The 18,168-nt window shown below is 35.6% G+C and carries 15 protein-coding genes; 12 read left to right on the forward strand and 3 right to left on the reverse strand.

The window, feature by feature from the left end:
• Nucleotides 1–273: 273 nt before the first annotated feature.
• Together H2672_RS17660 and H2672_RS17665 are read right to left on the reverse strand one after the other, a co-directional pair.
• Nucleotides 274–1,986: a cache domain-containing sensor histidine kinase gene (locus H2672_RS17660; protein WP_186673560.1), complete on the reverse strand. Its 1,713-nt coding sequence runs from the start codon at nt 1,984–1,986 to the stop codon at nt 274–276.
• Between the two features lies 1 nt (nt 1,987).
• Nucleotides 1,988–3,541, reverse strand: a complete 1,554-nt coding sequence (locus tag H2672_RS17665; RefSeq protein ID WP_186673562.1) for a response regulator transcription factor — start codon at nt 3,539–3,541, stop codon at nt 1,988–1,990.
• A gap of 562 nt (nt 3,542–4,103) precedes the next feature.
• Here H2672_RS17665 and H2672_RS17670 point away from each other — a divergent pair.
• The 10 genes from H2672_RS17670 to H2672_RS17715 all read left to right on the forward strand — a co-directional run bounded on the left by H2672_RS17670 (nt 4,104) and on the right by H2672_RS17715 (nt 14,189).
• Nucleotides 4,104–5,777 (forward strand): extracellular solute-binding protein, encoded by a 1,674-nt coding sequence (locus tag H2672_RS17670; protein WP_186673570.1) that lies wholly within the window; start codon nt 4,104–4,106, stop codon nt 5,775–5,777.
• 217 nt (nt 5,778–5,994) lie between these two features.
• Nucleotides 5,995–6,930 carry an ABC transporter permease gene (locus tag H2672_RS17675; RefSeq protein WP_370569697.1) on the forward strand — a complete coding sequence of 312 codons (936 nt, stop codon included), beginning with the start codon at nt 5,995–5,997 and terminating at the stop codon, nt 6,928–6,930.
• A gap of 15 nt (nt 6,931–6,945) precedes the next feature.
• The gene (locus tag H2672_RS17680) at nt 6,946–7,839 is read left to right on the forward strand and encodes a carbohydrate ABC transporter permease (protein WP_186673572.1); all 894 of its coding nucleotides are present in this window, start codon (nt 6,946–6,948) and stop codon (nt 7,837–7,839) included.
• Nucleotides 7,840–8,069: 230 nt separating this feature from the next.
• A complete protein-coding gene (locus H2672_RS17685) occupies nt 8,070–8,687 on the forward strand; it encodes a YesL family protein (protein ID WP_186673574.1) in 618 nt (205 codons plus the stop codon).
• 107 nt (nt 8,688–8,794) lie between these two features.
• The gene (locus H2672_RS17690) at nt 8,795–9,733 is read left to right on the forward strand and encodes a catalase family peroxidase (RefSeq protein ID WP_186673576.1); all 939 of its coding nucleotides are present in this window, start codon (nt 8,795–8,797) and stop codon (nt 9,731–9,733) included.
• A 366-nt stretch (nt 9,734–10,099) separates the two neighbouring features.
• Nucleotides 10,100–10,495 (forward strand): DUF6220 domain-containing protein, encoded by a 396-nt coding sequence (locus H2672_RS17695; protein ID WP_370569698.1) that lies wholly within the window; start codon nt 10,100–10,102, stop codon nt 10,493–10,495.
• A 37-nt stretch (nt 10,496–10,532) separates the two neighbouring features.
• The gene (locus H2672_RS17700; RefSeq protein ID WP_186673579.1) at nt 10,533–11,597 is read left to right on the forward strand and encodes an ABC transporter permease; all 1,065 of its coding nucleotides are present in this window, start codon (nt 10,533–10,535) and stop codon (nt 11,595–11,597) included.
• On the forward strand, nt 11,597–12,280 hold the full coding sequence (locus H2672_RS17705; RefSeq protein WP_186673599.1) for an ABC transporter ATP-binding protein: 684 nt from the start codon (nt 11,597–11,599) through the stop codon (nt 12,278–12,280). The genes H2672_RS17700 and H2672_RS17705 overlap by 1 nt, the downstream gene beginning before the upstream one ends.
• A 118-nt stretch (nt 12,281–12,398) precedes the next feature.
• On the forward strand, nt 12,399–13,484 hold the full coding sequence (locus tag H2672_RS17710) for a sensor histidine kinase (protein ID WP_186673580.1): 1,086 nt from the start codon (nt 12,399–12,401) through the stop codon (nt 13,482–13,484).
• Between the two features lie 15 nt (nt 13,485–13,499).
• Entirely contained in the window at nt 13,500–14,189 is a 690-nt protein-coding gene (locus H2672_RS17715) for a response regulator (protein WP_186673601.1), read from the forward strand.
• A gap of 466 nt (nt 14,190–14,655) precedes the next feature.
• Here the strand turns inward: H2672_RS17715 and H2672_RS17720 are convergent, their stop codons facing one another.
• A complete protein-coding gene (locus H2672_RS17720) occupies nt 14,656–15,621 on the reverse strand; it encodes an aromatic acid exporter family protein (RefSeq protein WP_186673581.1) in 966 nt (321 codons plus the stop codon).
• 482 nt (nt 15,622–16,103) lie between these two features.
• Here H2672_RS17720 and H2672_RS17725 point away from each other — a divergent pair, with 482 nt between their 5' ends.
• Both H2672_RS17725 and H2672_RS17730 read left to right on the forward strand, forming a co-directional pair.
• Nucleotides 16,104–17,375, forward strand: coding sequence for a Rid family detoxifying hydrolase (locus tag H2672_RS17725; protein WP_186673603.1), 1,272 nt, complete (start codon nt 16,104–16,106; stop codon nt 17,373–17,375).
• Nucleotides 17,376–17,693: 318 nt separating this feature from the next.
• Nucleotides 17,694–18,134: a cell wall hydrolase gene (locus H2672_RS17730; protein WP_186673582.1), complete on the forward strand. Its 441-nt coding sequence runs from the start codon at nt 17,694–17,696 to the stop codon at nt 18,132–18,134.
• The last annotated feature ends 34 nt before the right edge of the window (nt 18,135–18,168 follow it).

The following is an 18,168-nucleotide window of genomic DNA, read 5'->3' on the forward strand; positions in this document are numbered from 1 at the left end:
AAAGCACTGGATAAGCTACTTCCATGGTCGAAGACCCTTCCACCAGACTGTCACGTTCCAATTAAAACTAAATAGAGCATATAATAAGCGCCCCCTGAAAGACAGGTGGGCGTTATTTGACGCTTACCTATAATTAAATAAACATAAAAAAAAGCAGACAAATTAACAAATGTCTGCTTTTTTTTATGTTTATTCAGGCGTGTGAATTGCCTGTCTTGTGTGACGCAGGTACACCAAACTATTTACTGTGTATCCTACTAGCCTTTAAAATAATTAATCTAACCTCTTTGGAATGGTAAGAATTACAGTTGTTCCTTCCATTATAGAACTTTCATAAAATAAGCCATATTCCGGACCATATGTAAGTTGAACGCGAAGATGAACATTTTGTACTCCATACCCTTGCGTTTTGGAAGTTAATAGTGTATCCATTGTTTGTTTTTCTATTCCACAACCATTATCAGATACCTTGAAGATCAGATCGTCACCTGCTTGTTTTCCTATTATTGTTAAAACTCCTCTTCCGGGGGTTTCTTTGTGGTCAATTCCATGATTTATAGCATTTTCCACTAATGGTTGCAATAGGAGATTTATCATAGAATACTTCAAAATTTCTTCCTCAATCTGATAATGAACATCAAATGAATTTGTATGCATCATACGCTGAATTTGAATATAGGAAGTTGTGTTCTCCAATTCATCACTCACAGAAATATTATTTTTTCCTCTATTTAAAGTTGTACGGTAAAACGTTGAAAGAAGTTGAGCCATTTCACTAATATCTCCCTGATCAGCGATAATTGCCTTACTGTTAATAAGAGACAAGCTATTATAAAAAAAATGAGGATTAATTTGAGCTTGTAATGCCTTCATTTCATATTCTTGCTTAGCGATTTTGCTTTTATAGACTTCATTAATCATATCTTGTAGTTTATGAACCATATTTCCAAACTTTTGTATTAAACTACCTATTTCATCTGTGGCTGTGGTAGTTACAGTTACAGACAAATCGCCTCTTTCAATTTGCTCCATATTTTTTGCTAGCATTAATAGCGGACGAACTACTACTTCGGAAAGAAAATAGATTGGTAAAAATAAAATTAAAATACATAAATAGACGACTATGGTAAATGTGAATCTAATCGGATGAGTAAAATCATAAACCGTGCCCAATGGTCGATAAATGTATGCTGTCCAATTATAAAAAGGTAGATACTCTTTTTTATAAATATACTTATCATCTAATGTTCCGTTGTTTAATTTTACTAGGAGTTGATCGTCAGTTAATGAGTAAGCCATATTATTTTCTGTAAATTGATTAAATACATAAACAGGCTGATTATTTTCATTAAGAAGGATTAGACCATAATTTTCTTCAAATATATTAGAGGCTGTTTCAAAAACCTTATCATAATTAATGTCCATATAAACAATGTTCGTATTATTATACTGACGATCAAATATTTGACTTGCAATAAGAAAAGACCTGTCAGTTGCGGATGCAATTAATTTTGGTGTGGCAGTTTCTAAAATACTTCCAAACCAACTATTTTGTTGAATATCTGCCAACGGACGAAGTGCACTACCATGGGGATGCATTATATTATCGCTATATATTGTAATTTTTCTAATATCACTATGTAAAAATTGTGAGGTATCTATTAAAGGATCGAGTATATCTCGGTAAAATAAATACATTTCATGATTATTTTTATATGTGGCCGTAACGCCTACCTTTATATCTTCGTTCCACACAATATTATTAATAACATTCAAATAAGAGTTCACTTTATAATCTAGATTTGAAAGAGCTTGATGAAGAGATTCATCCAAAACTTCACTTTCGCGTGTAATTAATAAATTTTGAATTTGATAATACCCAAATCCCCCCAAAGTAATGACGGGAAGTAGGCTTGCTAATAGACAGATAGATAGAATTTTAGTTCGGAACTTTAAATTTGAAAACCAAGATTTGAATTTTTTCATACTAAAACGTCTCTTTCTGTTTTCTCTCCATTTGGCGGTATTTCTCAGGACTAGACCCAAAATGCTCTCTAAAACTTCTTACGAAATATGAAATATTATGATAGCCTACAGTAGTACATATATCATTAATTTTCATATTTGTAGTAAGGATGTGATATTTTGCGCTGTCCATCCTAATGTTTTTAATGTATTTATTTATTCCACAACCGGATTCTTGAATAAAAATCTCACTTAGATAACCAGGAGTCAAATACACTTGTTCAGCTAGTAGATTTAGACTTAAATCTTCCGCGTAGTGCTCATGTATGTATTGCTGGACAATGTTGATAACGTGCTTTGGCGTTTTTTCCTTGAACTCTAATTTATTTATAACCTCATTTTGTACTCCAATTAAAATTTCTTCAATTTCGTAAAAATGCAAACAAGAATAAATTTCTTCCACTTTCTTATTTATAAATTCCTTCTCATAGTGTGGAAGCTCTTGACAAAGCATCTGTAATAGTCTTGAAAATAAATAGCGTACATTAATATGGGATATTTCTTGTTTAGATTGATATTTTTTAATTAAATTATCAATGTTTTTTCTTAAGTTATTACTATCTACAAACTGAAGTGCTGTTTGTATGGATTGAAGGATGTGTTCATCCTGTTCAAGATAGTCATTATTTTCTTTTGAAACGGCATCAACTGGATAAATATAAATATCCGTATAAAAGAATCTTTCCTCCAAATACTGTTCTAATTCATCGTATACGATTGGAATCATAGTTGGAGATGAAATCTCTTTGCTGACAGATAGGTAACAGTTTACTCCATAAATTGAATAGACGTGTTTTTGGATTTTTGCTGCTATCGGCAAAGGTTTCAAATCCATCCTATTTCCTTTAAATATCAACAGAATTTGAAAAGAACTCAAATTAATAAATTCAAATGAAGCATAGTGAATAAACTCCTTTATCTGTCTATAAAAGGAAGAAGAGTCCTCTTCTCTAGGTAATCTATCAAAAAATGGTTCCTCAAACTCCATTAATATCATCGATGTATAGTCATTTAAAAAAGTGAAATCAATTGTTGGGTATTCATTTGAAAGAATATCGATAGGCGTCTTGTTTATTAGACGGTAAAGAATATGTGTTTTAAGAAATGCGGTATTCGCTTCTCTTTGTTCTAATTCTTTCTCTTGGCTTTTTATGGTCTCTATAACTGATGTAATCGTATTATGAAATTCAGTAGGCTTGACTGGTTTTAATATATAATTTGTTGCTCTTAATGAAAGAGCTTTTTTAATAAACTCAAAATCATCATGACCACTAAAAAAGATAATTTGGAGATGAGGATACATCTCTCTAGCATTAGTTGCCAGTTCTATTCCACCTATAAAGGGCATTTTAACATCTGTAAATAAGATATCTACAGGATGCTTCATTAACTGCATCATAGCCTCTTTTCCATTGGCGGCTTCCTCAATATCAAGCTCGACACTATACTTATTTAGAAGAAAACGAATGACATTACGTTCATCTTTTTCGTCATCTACTATCAAGATACGGTACATGGCTGTCTCCCCCTTAAATTTAATAAAGATTATATCACTGAGATATTTTTATTACAATTTGAGTAAAAAAAGTTCGGAAGTGTAAAAACTTGTGTAAAAGAATATATAAAAAAAGAAAGTCTTTTTTTTGGTAGAATTAAGTCACCACAACCAATTCCAGAAAAAGGTCTCCCTGTGAACAGTTTACAACAGATATTGTACAAGCTCTAGTCCAAAATCAAGATAGTAACGAAGTTTATCTTTCGCATTTAGAAACAGCTGTAAATACGCTACACGATGCCGTATCGGTTTATATGGAGCACGCGTGATGCAAGCTGAGATGCTTAAAACAACAGAAGAAAAAAGTGAAGGTATATAAGATAAGAGTGGATTGTCATTTACGTAAAACAAATTAATACTTCTAAATGTTCCGCAAAATGGTACATGAAAACGGTTTATTTAATATTTATGAAAAACCATAAGTCAATTACACTAAGAGTGTGTTAGAAACAAAGAGTTACTGCTTTCATTGTTTCAATAGGGCTATCAACAACATTAAAATAAAATTAGTAGGGGGAGAACCATGGAATACAAATCATTAGTTAAACGTTTTTCAATGCTATCGATGACGGCTTTATTGACATTATCATTAGCAGCATGTGTCGAAAAGTCAGATTCATCTAAACCTGTATCAGAGAATGGAGAAAAAGTTATCACAATGGGTCGCGTAACGTCTGCCAACCCAAAATTACCTCAAGGTGATAGTTACGAGGATAACGCGTATACACGTATTGTTAACGAAAAGTTAAATGTGAAGATTGTAGATCAATTTGAAGCTGAAGGCGATGATTATAGTAGACAGGTCGCTCTTGCCATTGCTTCAGGAGAATTACCTGATATGATGCGAGTGGATTCAAAGGATGAATTAAAAGAAATGGTCGAAAACGATTTAATCGAAGATTTGACTACCTACTATGATAAAAATGCAAGCGATTACATTAAAGATATATATGAATCTTATGATGGCAGAAGTTTGGCTGATGCTACATTCGATGGTCAGTTAATGGCGATCCCGGCAACAATTGGAGATGGAGCACCAAATATGATTTGGATACGAAAAGATTGGTTGAATAAGCTTGGAATTGAACTTGATACTGATGGAAATAAAGCAATTACGTTAGACGAATTGGAAAAAACCGCAAAAGCTTTCTTGGATAACGACCCTGGTGAATCCGGAAATCCTGTAGGGATACCATTTGCTAGTTGGTTAAATGCCGGGGATTATGGTGGTTCTGCATTTGCAATGACCGCTATTGCAGAAGTTTTTGATGCCCACCCCAGATTTTGGTTAGAAGGAAATAATGGAGATATTATTTATGGTTCAACATCAACTAACACGAAGCAAGCACTAGGAGTTATGGCAGATTGGTTCGAAAAGGGAATTATTGATCCACAGTTTGGCACAAGAACTTGGGATGATATCATGGCACTTCTTACTAATGGGCAAACAGGGATTACTACTGGTCCATGGCATCTCCCAGACTGGGGACTATCTACAGTAAGAGCAAAGAATAAGGATGCAGAATTTGTCGCTTATGCATTGGAAGATGAAAACGGCAAAGTAAATGTCACACATAATAATCCAACTGGTCAATTTATCGTTGTAAAAAAAGGATTTGAACATCCAGAAATAGCAATTGAAATCTTAAATCTATTCTATGATGAAATACCAAATTCAAAGGATTTAAAAACTGAATACCCAGAAATTGAAAAATACGGCAAACTCGGAGTTGATGGTTCAACGAGACCATTTAATATCGAAGTATATAATTCGGAAAATTTATTAGAAGAATTCGCTTACATTCAGCAAGCAATCGATGGTGAAATAGCAATCGATGACATACCTTCTGCAGGTGTGAAAATTGATGCTCAAAGTGTTAAGGATTATTTAGATGATCCTGAAAGTGCTGAAACTTCAACTTGGTCAAAGTATCACTCTCGTATGCATGGACTCGGGATGATGAAGAAACTGTCAGAAGAAGATAAATTCGTATGGACAACGCCTGCCTATTTTGGAACAACGAAAGCAATGGGGAAAAAAGGGGCTAATCTTGCGAAATTAGAAGAAGAAGGTTTCATTAAAATTGTAACAGGTACAGAGCCCCTATCTTATTTCGATACATTTGTCAAGAATTGGAAAAGACAAGGTGGAGATGAAATTATTGCAGAAATAAAAGCAGAACTAGCTGGAAATTAGGTATGGATCATAATGAGGGCTGCCTGCAGCTCTTATTATGATTTGCAATGGAAGCAATTGAAAATGTAATACTATCACATCTAACTTAATTGAAGAGAAAGGCTTAGCTCAGATTCTATCCTCTCTATTTGAGTGGGTTATGTACTAAAGAATAATTGAAAAGGTTAGCAGATAGAGCTCTTACTACTAGTATACGAGGAGGGTCTTTATGAAATCATTGCAACAGGGAAACGCAAAAAACATTTATCAAGAGAAAAAATCTAAAAAATTGATAAATATAGGCCTACCTTATCATATTATGTTACTTCCTGGAATGATATTTCTAGTCATTTTCACATATATTCCGATGGCGGGAATCTTTATGGCATTTCAAGACTATGTTCCTGCAAAAGGTCTACTGGGTTCACCATTCGTAGGGCTGGAGAATTTCACTTATATGTTCTCGCTTCCTGATATAAGTAAAATTTTTAGAAACACAATTGTAATTGCGCTTGGTAAAATAATTTTAGGGACATTATTGGCAATTGTATTCTCAATCATACTAAACGAAATCCGACTTAAGTTTTTGAAAAATTCAATTCAAACAATCGTGTATCTTCCCCATTTTCTATCATGGGTTGTATTAGCATCAGTGGTACTGAATATGTTTAATCTTGATGGATCTGTGAACCAGATTTTAACTTTTTTCGGATTCGAGAAGCTGAATTTTCTAGGCAGTAACAAGCTTTTCCAACCGTTGTTGATAGGAACGGATGTGTGGAAAGAGTTTGGATTTAATTCAATTGTGTATCTTGCAGCAATTACAGCGGTTGACCCAGGGCTTCATGAAGCCTCTAGCATTGACGGAGCTAACTGGTGGAAGAGAATTTGGCATATAACACTTCCTGGAATGCTACCGATAATACTTCTTTTGGCCATTCTAAGTCTACCCAATATATTGAACGCTGGTTTTGACCAAGTATACACCCTATATACGCCAATGGTTTATGAGACTGGAGATATATTAGATACTTATGTTTATCGAATTGGACTAATTGGCCGTGAATACAGCTTTGGGACCGCGGTTGGTTTATTTAAATCAATTATAGGCATGGTTTTAATACTATCAGCAAACAATGCAGCAAAAAGATATACAGATCGCAAATTATTTTAAGGTGGTGGGTAAATCATGGTGCAGAATAATAGCTTTTCTGGGCGATTAGGGAAATTTTCCATATATACTCTTGTACTATTTTCAGGACTCGTTTGCCTGCTTCCTCTTTGTAATATTGTTGCTATTTCATTTAGTAGCAGTGACGCAGTAGCTGCGAATGCTGTAGGATTAGTACCCATTAATTTTACTACGGATGCTTATAGCATGATTGTGGAAGATAAACAATTCTGGCGTTCGTTTGGAATTTCGGTACAACGGGTGATCCTTTCACTTATTGTTAACATGATTATAATTGTCTTAATGGCCTATCCACTTTCTAAATCTAAGAGACAATTTAAAGGTAGAAATATATATATGAATCTTATAATTTTTGCAATGTTGTTTAATGGCGGAATGATACCTACTTATTTGGTCGTGAAAAATCTAGGTCTCTTAAATACAATTTGGTCTTTGGTTTTACCAGGGGCTGTGCAGGTTTTTAGTATTATTTTGATTATGAATTTCTTTATTGGTGTACCGAAATCTTTGGAAGAAGCTGCACTCATGGATGGTGCCAATCCCTTTCAAGTGTTAATGAAGGTTTATATTCCCATTTCATTGCCAGCACTTGCGACAGTTGCATTATTTAGCATCGTTGGAAACTGGAACGACTTTTTCTCAGGATTAATTTATATGACAAAAGTCAGCAACTATCCTTTAATGACATATATTCAGTCCTTAACCATTAACATTCAAGAATTGCTAAAAGCAGGAGCTAACGCCAGTGTTTTAGAAAATGTGGCGGCAGTATCAAATAGAAATCTAAATGCAGCAAAGATTGTGATTTCCACAATTCCTCTATTGCTTATATATCCAATGTTACAAAAGTATTTTATTACTGGTATTGTAGTAGGTTCTGTTAAAGAATAGTAGACTAAGATTTATATTAATGCCGCATCAACTGCGATACATTAATTAAAGGGTATTCATGAGCGAGGTTAGTTTCATTTCAATATGAATTCATGCCTACTTGAGTCAGAAAGCTTTCGTATAGGTATTGCGGAAACAATGAAATGGATTCGCAACATGAGTATTAAAAAAACAAACCATTTTAATCGCTTTTCTAAAGCTAGTGTAAATCTTACTTATTGAGGTGCTATATGAAAAATTTATTTGAAATGGAAGGGCCAATTTTTAGATTTTCATCTAGAATAGGTCAGCTGATGGTATTAAACGGTATTTTTATATTATTTAGCCTTCCAATTATTACGATTGGCGCATCAAGTACTGCTTTATACTCAGTAACTTTAAAAATGGTTAGAAATGAAGACGAAGGTGTATATAATGGATTCATACAAGCATTTAAGAAAAATCTAAAACAAAGTACACTAATTTGGATTGTCTTATTGGCAGCAGGATTCATCTTATTACTGGATTATAACTACTTACAGTCATATAAAGGAAAATTAATTTCATTAGTTATAGTGAGTCTACTGTTATTCACGTGCGTGTATCTACTATTACTAATATTAACTTTTCCTTATGCTGCTAGATTTGATAACACAGTAAGAAAAACGGCAGTTAATGTTTTGAAAATCGCAATTGTAAATCCTTTTCAAACTATTCCTGTGCTAATTTATTCTATCGTTCCAATTTTGCTCATGTTACTATCTCCACAGTTTTTTATTTTAGTACTCTATATAAGCATATTTTTTGGTTTTTCTTTAATTGCTTATATGAATTCATTTATCCTTCGAAGAATATATGAAAAATATTAATTTCATGCGCCTCAAAATTACAGAAGTAACAACTATTTACGTGTATTCTGCTTAAATAAACCATAAACGGGCAATCTAATTCGTACATGAATAGGAGTGATTTACCCATGTCCGATGTTCAAAAAAACTGTCCCCTTACATCCGTTGAGGCCATTGATACTATTGAAGAGGTAGCGGGGTTATATCCTGCCTATCGGCGGGCACATGCAAAAGGAATTGGATTTGATGCAACATTCTCTCCAAATGGCTGTGCCGCCCCTTACACAACTGCAATCCATCTACTACAGCAAAAAACTTCAGCAATCGTACGTTTCTCACATAGCACAGCAAATCCCAATCCTACTGAACAATTAGTACCCGTAAAAGGCATGGCCGTTCAATTTCAATTACCTGAAGGGAAAGTCACCAATCTTACAATGGCCACCGTACCGGTTTTTATTACGAAAACACCTGAGGATTTCATACAACTACTGCAAGCCTTTAAGGGTGATAAACTATCATTCACCGAGAAACTTTCCACCCTAAAAAATAATCCGAATTTCCATGCAGCGGCGAAAATCTTAAAAAACAGTATACCACCGAAAAGCTTTGCAACAGGACGCTACTATAGCATTCATGCTTATTATTTGATCAATGAAAACAAACAACACCAAGCAGTGAAATTCGAATGGCAGCCTATAAATAGCAGTAAGAACCCTTCCCGCATCATGTCTCTATCTAACAATGGAAATCCCATGGAGGATGAGCTATTGAATCGCTTGAAGAATGGCCCAATTCGATTCAATTTAATGATCCAACTTGCACAGCCAGGAGATTCTATTAATGACTCTACACAGGAATGGCCAGACAATCGCGAAAAAGTTTGTATTGGTACACTTTCCATACTTGAAAGACGACCTGATAATGCCGAACCTCATGTATTCGACCCAACTGTCGTGCCTGATGGTCTTCAATGTTCGGATGATCCTGTGCTTCGCTTTCGCCGGGCAGCCTACGCGGAATCAGCAAAACGAAGACATCATTTTGTAGAATTAATGGATGAGTGATTACCGCATCTTTATATCAAGAGGTTGTTAGGTATCTCGAGAGAATTATGATTGAACCTGCCAGTGCAAGAACCAGAACGGGCAAAGGCGTTTTATACCTAGTTCGGTTTTCGGTTGAATGAGCAGTATGCGAGTCAATAAAAACAAACAGCAACTACCATGAGCTAGGAGATACGTTTCCTAGCTCATTTTTATGTAATTTTGTATCTCCTTATATTTTGAAACACTCAATTCGATAAATTACTTCATTTTACAAACGGCTTAATTAAACTTAAGAATTATTTAAGAATCTCCTAAGAGGATTTTTAGAACTGTATTTTATGATAGAGAAAGAGTTCAACATGGGGAGGAGAACAATTGAAGAATGTGGACGTTAGGATTCGGTTAGGTAGAAGTATTTATTTTGTATTAGCAATAATCTTATCACTGTGTGTAACAACACAATTTTTTTTAGCTGGAATGGCTATATTTATGAGCCCAGTGAATTGGCTGAAGCACCTAAGTTTTGTCCATATTTTCGGATTTAACTTACCGTTCTTAATGATTGGTTTTGCAGTTGTTGGCAAGATGCCGCTTGGGGCTTACTTGCAACTACTTGGAGTTCTACTAACTGTTTTCACTTTGTATTTCACTGCAAATATAACAAATATAGTTCCATGGCTAGGTGCCATGCACCCGGTAATGGGCATTCTCTTATTCGCATTATCACTTTCGATTGTTTTTCAAATATGGAATTCAATTACTAATAAAAAACAACATTAGTAGGTGTAAAGAAATTGAAACTAGGAGGATATAGTAAATGATATTAGCTTGGAAAGAAATTAGTAGAAATAAGGTACGTTATTTTCTTATCAGTACAATTATGGTTGCCATTCTATTTTTGGTATTTTTCATTACTGCACTATCTAATGGTCTTGGATATGCGGACAGCGCCGCAATGAGTAACCTAAAAGCAGATTATGTAGTTTTGAACAAGGAAGCGAACGGGGTATTAATAAAATCAGGGTTTAGTAACAAGGACATTCAAGAAATTGAAAAAAAGGTAGAAGGAGATGTTTCCTCACTAAACGTATCAATTTCTACCCTTGACCGAGAGCGTAAAGGAAGCGTAGATGTTGTCTATTTCACAGTAAATAAGGAAACTTACGGAAATCCTCTTATTATCGAGGGAAAAGATATTGAGGAGCTCCTTGACGGGGAAGTTATTGCGGACGAGAGTTTGAAAAAGTTTGGATATTCCCTTAATGAAAAAGTTAAGGACTCCCGAACCGGTAAAGAGATGAAAATAGCAGGTTTTACAAAGGATCACGTCTATTCACACATGCCCGTCATTTTTGCAGACCTGTCGATGGGATTTCAATCAATGTACAGCGATACCGATATCTATAACGCGGTACTGGTGAAGGGTGCGGATTTCACCATTGCCGGATACGATGTTCAGACTGTTCAGGACACGGTGGACTCGATGCCAGGATATGCTGAGACACAAGGCTCTTTTATCGTAATGAAGACCTTCCTTATTATCATATCTGTATTTGTATCTAGCGTCTTCTTTTATATCATCACCATTCAGAAAGTTCACCAACTTGGGATTTTAAAAGCCCTCGGTGCAACAACAGTTGATATTTCAAAAACAATCCTATTTCAAGTAAGTGCGCTAACCTTGGTTGGAATAGTAGTTAGTGCATTTGCTTTCTACGGGATTGTGCAAGTGATGCCTGAGGAAATGCCAATCGCCTTCTCCGCTAATAGGATGGTATGGACTGGCATCTTGTTTTTGGTATTGAATATGATTGGTGCAATGCTTTCTGTATGGAAGGTCACAAAAATTGATCCGTTAGATGCGATGGGGAGAGTTGAATGATGAACAAGGAAATTTTAAAATTAGAAAATATATCAAAAGTTTTTGGAGACGGTAACACTGAGAATCGAGTTCTCAGTAACATTTCATTATCTATAAAGAGGGGCGAATTCGTAGCACTCGTCGGTCCTTCGGGTTCTGGAAAGAGTACCTTGTTATCCATTATAGGCGCATTATTGTCCCCTAGCGATGGCCAACTTTTTTTAGACAATCAGGCTCTTCATTCTATGACTAAAAAGCAACAGAATCAGGTTAGGGCCAAGAATATCGGATTCATATTTCAAGCCTCAAACCTCATTTCATATTTAAATGTACGAGAGCAATTGAACCTAATGGTAGCCATTTCGAGGCTTGATAAAGAGGAGGCAAAGAAGAGAATCGATGCACTCCTTCGTGATTTAGGATTACATCAGAAGGAACATCATTATCCGAAAGAATTATCCGGTGGAGAAAAACAACGCGTGGCGATTGCCAGGGCATTCATGAATAATCCATCCATAATCCTTGCAGATGAACCGACCGCAAGTTTGGATTCGAAGCGTGGCAGACAAGTGGTAGAGATGATTGCGACAGAAGTGCAATCCCGCAACAAAGCTGCCCTAATGGTAACTCATGACGAAAGAATGTTAGATTTATGCGATCGTGTCTACCACATAGAAGATGGATATTTAATAGAAAGATGTTGAACAAAAGCGTATGAACAGCTAGTTGAATCAACATTTCAGGAGCATACCGGATGCGATATCTTGTAAGCTCTGGTTTAGATAGCCATAATGAAAAGTAGTTAGAAAAAGAGGTGAGCAAATGTCCATCAAGAAACGATTAATTTTATCAAACATAGGCATGATTTTACTTCCTCTACTTCTCTTTATCCTTATAGAACTAATTATCGCGTATTTCATGTTTTATCCATTGGAAGACAAGATGAATGCACAAACCTCGGAACTTTTTCATTCCATGAGACTGGTGGTATTTATCATTTCCTTACTCATATCTAACGTAGTATTGTCACTAATTGTCTCAAAAAGTATCATAGTTCCCCTCATCAAGTTAAAGGAAGCAGCTTACCAAATTGGTCAAGGGAATTTAGATATCCCAATTGAGACGACCCTTGCTCGCAATGAACTGAATGAGTTATCACAAAGCTTTGAAGCTATGAGGATAAAATTAAAAGCAGCGGAAGAACTACAGTATCGCTACGAAGAAAATCAGAAAGAGTTAATTGCCAATATTTCTCACGACTTAAAAACGCCGTTGACTAGTATAAAAGGATACATCCAAGGTGTTTCAGATGGGGTGGCAAATACGCCTGAAAAGATGCAACGTTATATCCAGACAATCGAGAATAAGACTAACGATATGAACACGTTGATTGATGAATTAATGCTCTATTCGAAACTTGACTTACCGAATGTCCCCTATAAAATGGAGAGATTCAATCTCGTCCCTTATCTTAAAGAACATCTAAAAGAATTACAATTCCGACTCACGGATGAAAATTTAACGATTAGCCTAGAGTACGATAGCAATGACATTTTCAAGGTTAAAGCTGATAAAGAAAAGCTTAATCGAGTAATCACAAACATTATCCAAAACAGTCTTAAGTATATAAACAAAGAAACAAAACAAATAAAGATTCAATTGATTTCAAAAGAAAATGAAGTGCTAATCGAAATAACTGATAATGGATCCGGTGTTAGTCAACAAGAAATTCCTTATCTATTCAATCGTTTCTACCGGACAGATATTTCGCGGAACTCTTCCACTGGCGGCAGTGGTCTGGGCTTGTCAATCGCGAAAAAAATAATTGAAGGACATGGAGGTGTAATTGGGGCCAGAAGCGAAATTTCAAAGTATTTCAGTGTATTCTTCACTTTACAAAGACCTTAGAAAAGGGTGATTTAGATAAATAAAATACTGATTATTGAAGATGAAATTAGCATCGCCGAGCTTCAGCGGGATTATTTAGAACTGAATGGTTTTGAAAGCGATATCGTAACGACTGGTCAGGCCGGTCTAGATAAGTTTAGCGAGAACACCTATAAGCTTATACTTTTGGATTTAATGCTGCCAGACATGGACGGGTATGAAATCTGTCAAAAAATTCGAGAGCACTCTAATATTCCAATCATAATGGTGACCGCAAAAACTGAGGATATCGATATCATTAGAGGGCTAGGACGGGGAGCGGACGATTATATCGAGAAGCCATTTAATCCGAATAAACTAGTCGCTCGTGTAAAAGCACATATTGCCAGATATGATCGACTCGTAGCTCATGAACCTGTTTCAGTGACTGAAATAAAGATAAACGAATTACTTATTCAGATTGCCGCACGTAGAGTGTTCGTCAACAATCAAGAAAAAAACTTTTCTGCAAAAGAATTCGACCTGTTGGTGTTTCTAGCCTCCCATCCTAATCAAGTGTTCAGTAAAGAACATTTATTTGAAAGGGTCTGGAAAAACGATTGTTTTGGAGATATCACTACCGTAACTGTGCATATACGAAAAATACGAGAGAAAATTGAAATAGAGCCATCTAAACCAATTTATATTGAAACTGTATGGGGTGTCGGTTATCGATTCAAGCAATAGATTCAAGCGAAAAGTGCTGGGTTCAAAATTTCAGGTACCTGTCCGTGACACTAATCAAGTAAATCACTACAATTGTATAATAATAGATTGAAAAGCAGACAAATTGGCGGATGTCTGCTTTTTTTGTATGTTTATCAGGCGTGTAAATTGTTCTTCTTTGTGTGACCAGGTACCCCAAAATTTAGTGTCCCTAGAATTTGTCCGAAGTGGCTCTAAAACATGGCACACATATCACTTTCCCATGTCCCTATTCATTAATGTAAATGGAAGTTTTTATCCACCCAAAAATATAAATAGTGTCGGTCAGAGGAATTTCTCAAATCAAATGCTCCTCACGCATCCCAAAACTAGAAAATGTATTAAAAACCGAGAAGAGATCGACAGAGCGTTAGATAATCGATATCCCCTGTTTTTTTATGAAATCGTGATGAATCATCTGAATATCCCCTCTCACATGCTTGCTCCCCTATCGACTTCTTTTTGCAAAAAGTTTTTTCTTTATGTTTAAATAGTTTTTCATTTCAAAAATCAAATAAAATACATTCGCCCGTACTTCAAATTCTTCTCTTGTCTTCGGTAACTCCATCTTGCGGATCAAGGCATTTAATTCCTCTAACTCATTTAATGAAATGTCCGTTGTATCTCCCGAATGAACGTTCCGACTTAAATTCTCCAAGAACTCTGCAAGCATTTCTTTCTGTTTGACGTCTAGGCTAGATGATGAAAAAATAGCAATGATTTTCATCATATGTTTTAGGAGTTCCAGTTGATCCTCTCGCATTTCCAAATAATAATACTCTTTATTTCGTTTTCGCAGCAAATGATTTTCTATATCTTGAATGGCAATGCTTTTGGATTGATTAATCAAATCTTCTACCTCAAGAATCTCTTTCCCATCCCAGTTTCGCAAACTATCCCTTAAATTGGCAGAGAATTCAAAGAGAATAATTTCAAACTTTTGTTCAATCTCCTTCTTAAAGATTTCAATATCTCGCTTGAAATTTGGCATAAAACTATTGACGATAAGAGCAATTCCCATACCGATGAAAATAATATAAAGTTCGTTCAGAAACAGACCCCAAGTAGCATCCTTTACCGTATAAACATGCAATACGACAACCATACTTGTTACAAAACCAGCTTGGATGTGAGCTCTTACAAGGATTGGAACAAATAATAAAATAAATAAGGAAAAGACAATAGGATAATAACCTAATACTTCAAACAACAAAGCACCAAGAATCAAAGATAAAAGAGAGGCAAAGAATTTATCCTTCATTGTAAGTAATGTCTTTTTCTTCGTTTTCTCGATACACATAATAACAATAATTCCTGCAAATGTTGCAAATTCCAAATCCAATAAACTCGCAATCCAAATTGCCAGCCCTGCTCCTACAGCAGTTTTTATCGTCCGATAGCCCATACCAATCATGGAAACACCATCCTATTATTTTCTATGTAAATCCTTGCAGGTTACCTGTTTTACAAACATTCGTGTTAATTCATTTACTTGTACAATCCTAGACACCATAACCGGTTGGCATTAGCTTCGATGAATCTCAATACATTTTTAGTGTATTCTACGAATAGTTTTCGGACTATTACTCGAAATCCATTTGCCTATATTTTAACACGTTGATTAATTTCAGGTACACTGTGCGTGACACTAATCAAGTAATTCATTACGATTGTATAATAATAAAATGAAAATAACATTTATTCTAATTGTCTTGGGAAATTTCAGTGCTAAAGGAAGAGAACTTTTAGCAAAATTCGCTGTGAAGTGTTTGAAGGAATGCTTGTATAGATACTTGGTAACCTGTCAAGAATGATAATAATTAATTTGGTATCTTGATAAAAACAATATAATTATCATAATCAACTAAAAAAATTATCTAAAAGGGGAATACTATCATAGGCGTCTATAACGCAGTAGTAGCAAGAAACACGAAAAATGCTCCAAACGGTATCGGTCCCTATTCACAAACTGCTGCTTTCTCTCATTACAATAATCTTTCAGCTCAATTACCTATCGAACCCAAAACTGGTAAATTGATTGCTGGTGGTATAAAAGAGCAGGCTGAACAGTGCTTTAAAAATATCAAATCAATTGTAGACAGCATCGATCATGTTATGAGCGATGTTGTTAGAATCACTGTATTCGTTAGGAATATCAAAGATATTGACGCTGTAGACGAAGTTTATAAAACATTCTTCCCAACCTATGTTCCTACACGGACGATAGTCGCAGTTGCAGCTTTACCTATGGATGCTTTGGTGCAAATTGAAGCACTTGTTTCAAACGGTGAAGGTACAATTCCAAACGCACCACAAGCAGGCGACCTCATAAAGCTTACAAATAACACGGCAAATGCACCAAAATGTCCTTTATCTGCACAAACTGTGTCTTTCTCTCATTACAATAATCTTTCAGCTCAATTACCTATCGATCCAAAAACGGGTCGATTGGTTGTTGGCGGTGTAAAAGAGCAGGCTGGACAGTGCTTAAAAAATATCAAGGCAATTTTAGAAAGTATCGACGTTCCTTTTGACGATATTGTTAAAATTAATATCTTCCTTAAAAACCTCTCGGATATTGAAACCGTAAATGAAGTTTATACAACATTTTTCCCAGACTCGGCTATCGCCAGGGCCGCAGCCTATGTTCCTGCACGAACAACAGTTGCAGCTTCAGCTTTACCTAAGGATGCTTTGGTACAAATTGAAGCAGTGGTGTCACACGGAGATGGTACACCCCCACAAGCTGTTGAAGCCAGGCATGGAATCGTCATAAAGGCAAACAACACTGAAAACGCACCAAAGAGTTCTCTATCTACACAAACTGTAGCGTTTTCTCATTACAATCACATTTCAGCTCAATTACCTTTGGACCCAAAAACTGGTGAAATGGTAGCTGGTGGCGTAAAGGAGCAGGCTGGACAGTGCCTAAAAAATATCAAAGCAATTTTAGAAAGTATCGACCACGTTATGGACGATGTGGTTAAAGTAAATATCTTCCTTAAAAACATTGCAGATATTGATGCTGTAGACGAAGTTTACACAACATTCTTCCCAGGCGGTATTCCTGCACGAAGAACAGTTGGCGTATCAGCTTTACCTAAAGATGCTTTAATCCAAATCGATGTAGTTGTCTCACACGCTGAAGGAACACCTCCAAAAGCCTAACAGGCATTTGTTTGTAAATACAGGAACTATCAAAGTTACTTGTCAGTGCCTTTGGTGAATGCGAAATCGCATATCCTATTCATAATTTCAGGTACCTGCGTGGAACTAATTAGTTGATTCACTACAATTGTATACTAACAGGATGAAAAGCAGACGAATTGGCGAATGTCTGCTTTTTTTGTATACATATTCAGGTGTGTGAATCGTGTTTCTTTGTGTGACGCAGGCACCAGAAACAAAAAAACTTACCGTTCTTATTTTATAAACAATGACATCAATGGAGGCTTTTCTTCATACTATATAGTTGGGGTGAAAAAAATGCCAAGAGTTAAATACCGGGATGCAGACGTTGATTTAATGGCTAGGATGATGAGAGCAGAAGCAGAGGGTGAAGGAAAACAAGGGATGTTATATGTTGGCAATGTAATTGTTAATCGTGCTGTTGCAGATTGCTTAGATTTTAAAGATGTAAGAACAATTGAAGACGTCCTTTTTCAAATACAAGGAGGAAATTATTCTTTTGAAGCTGTTCAAAAGGGGGATTTGTTTTACCAAAGGGCAAGATCTACTGAAAAAAGATTAGCAAAACAAAATATAGATAACTGGAGACAACATCCAGCGAAATACTCCCTTTGGTACTTTAATCCATATGCTGCCTGTCCTCCAACATGGTACAATCAACCTTTTACCGGTCAATTTAAAAATCATTGTTTTTATGAACCAGCAGCTGGGACATGTGCAAGTGTTTATAACGGTTAGGTTCTTCAGGTGCCAGTATCAATAGTACAGAATT

This window comes from Sporosarcina sp. BP05, from assembly GCF_014282005.1.
In the GTDB taxonomy this organism is placed as follows: domain Bacteria; phylum Bacillota; class Bacilli; order Bacillales_A; family Planococcaceae; genus Sporosarcina.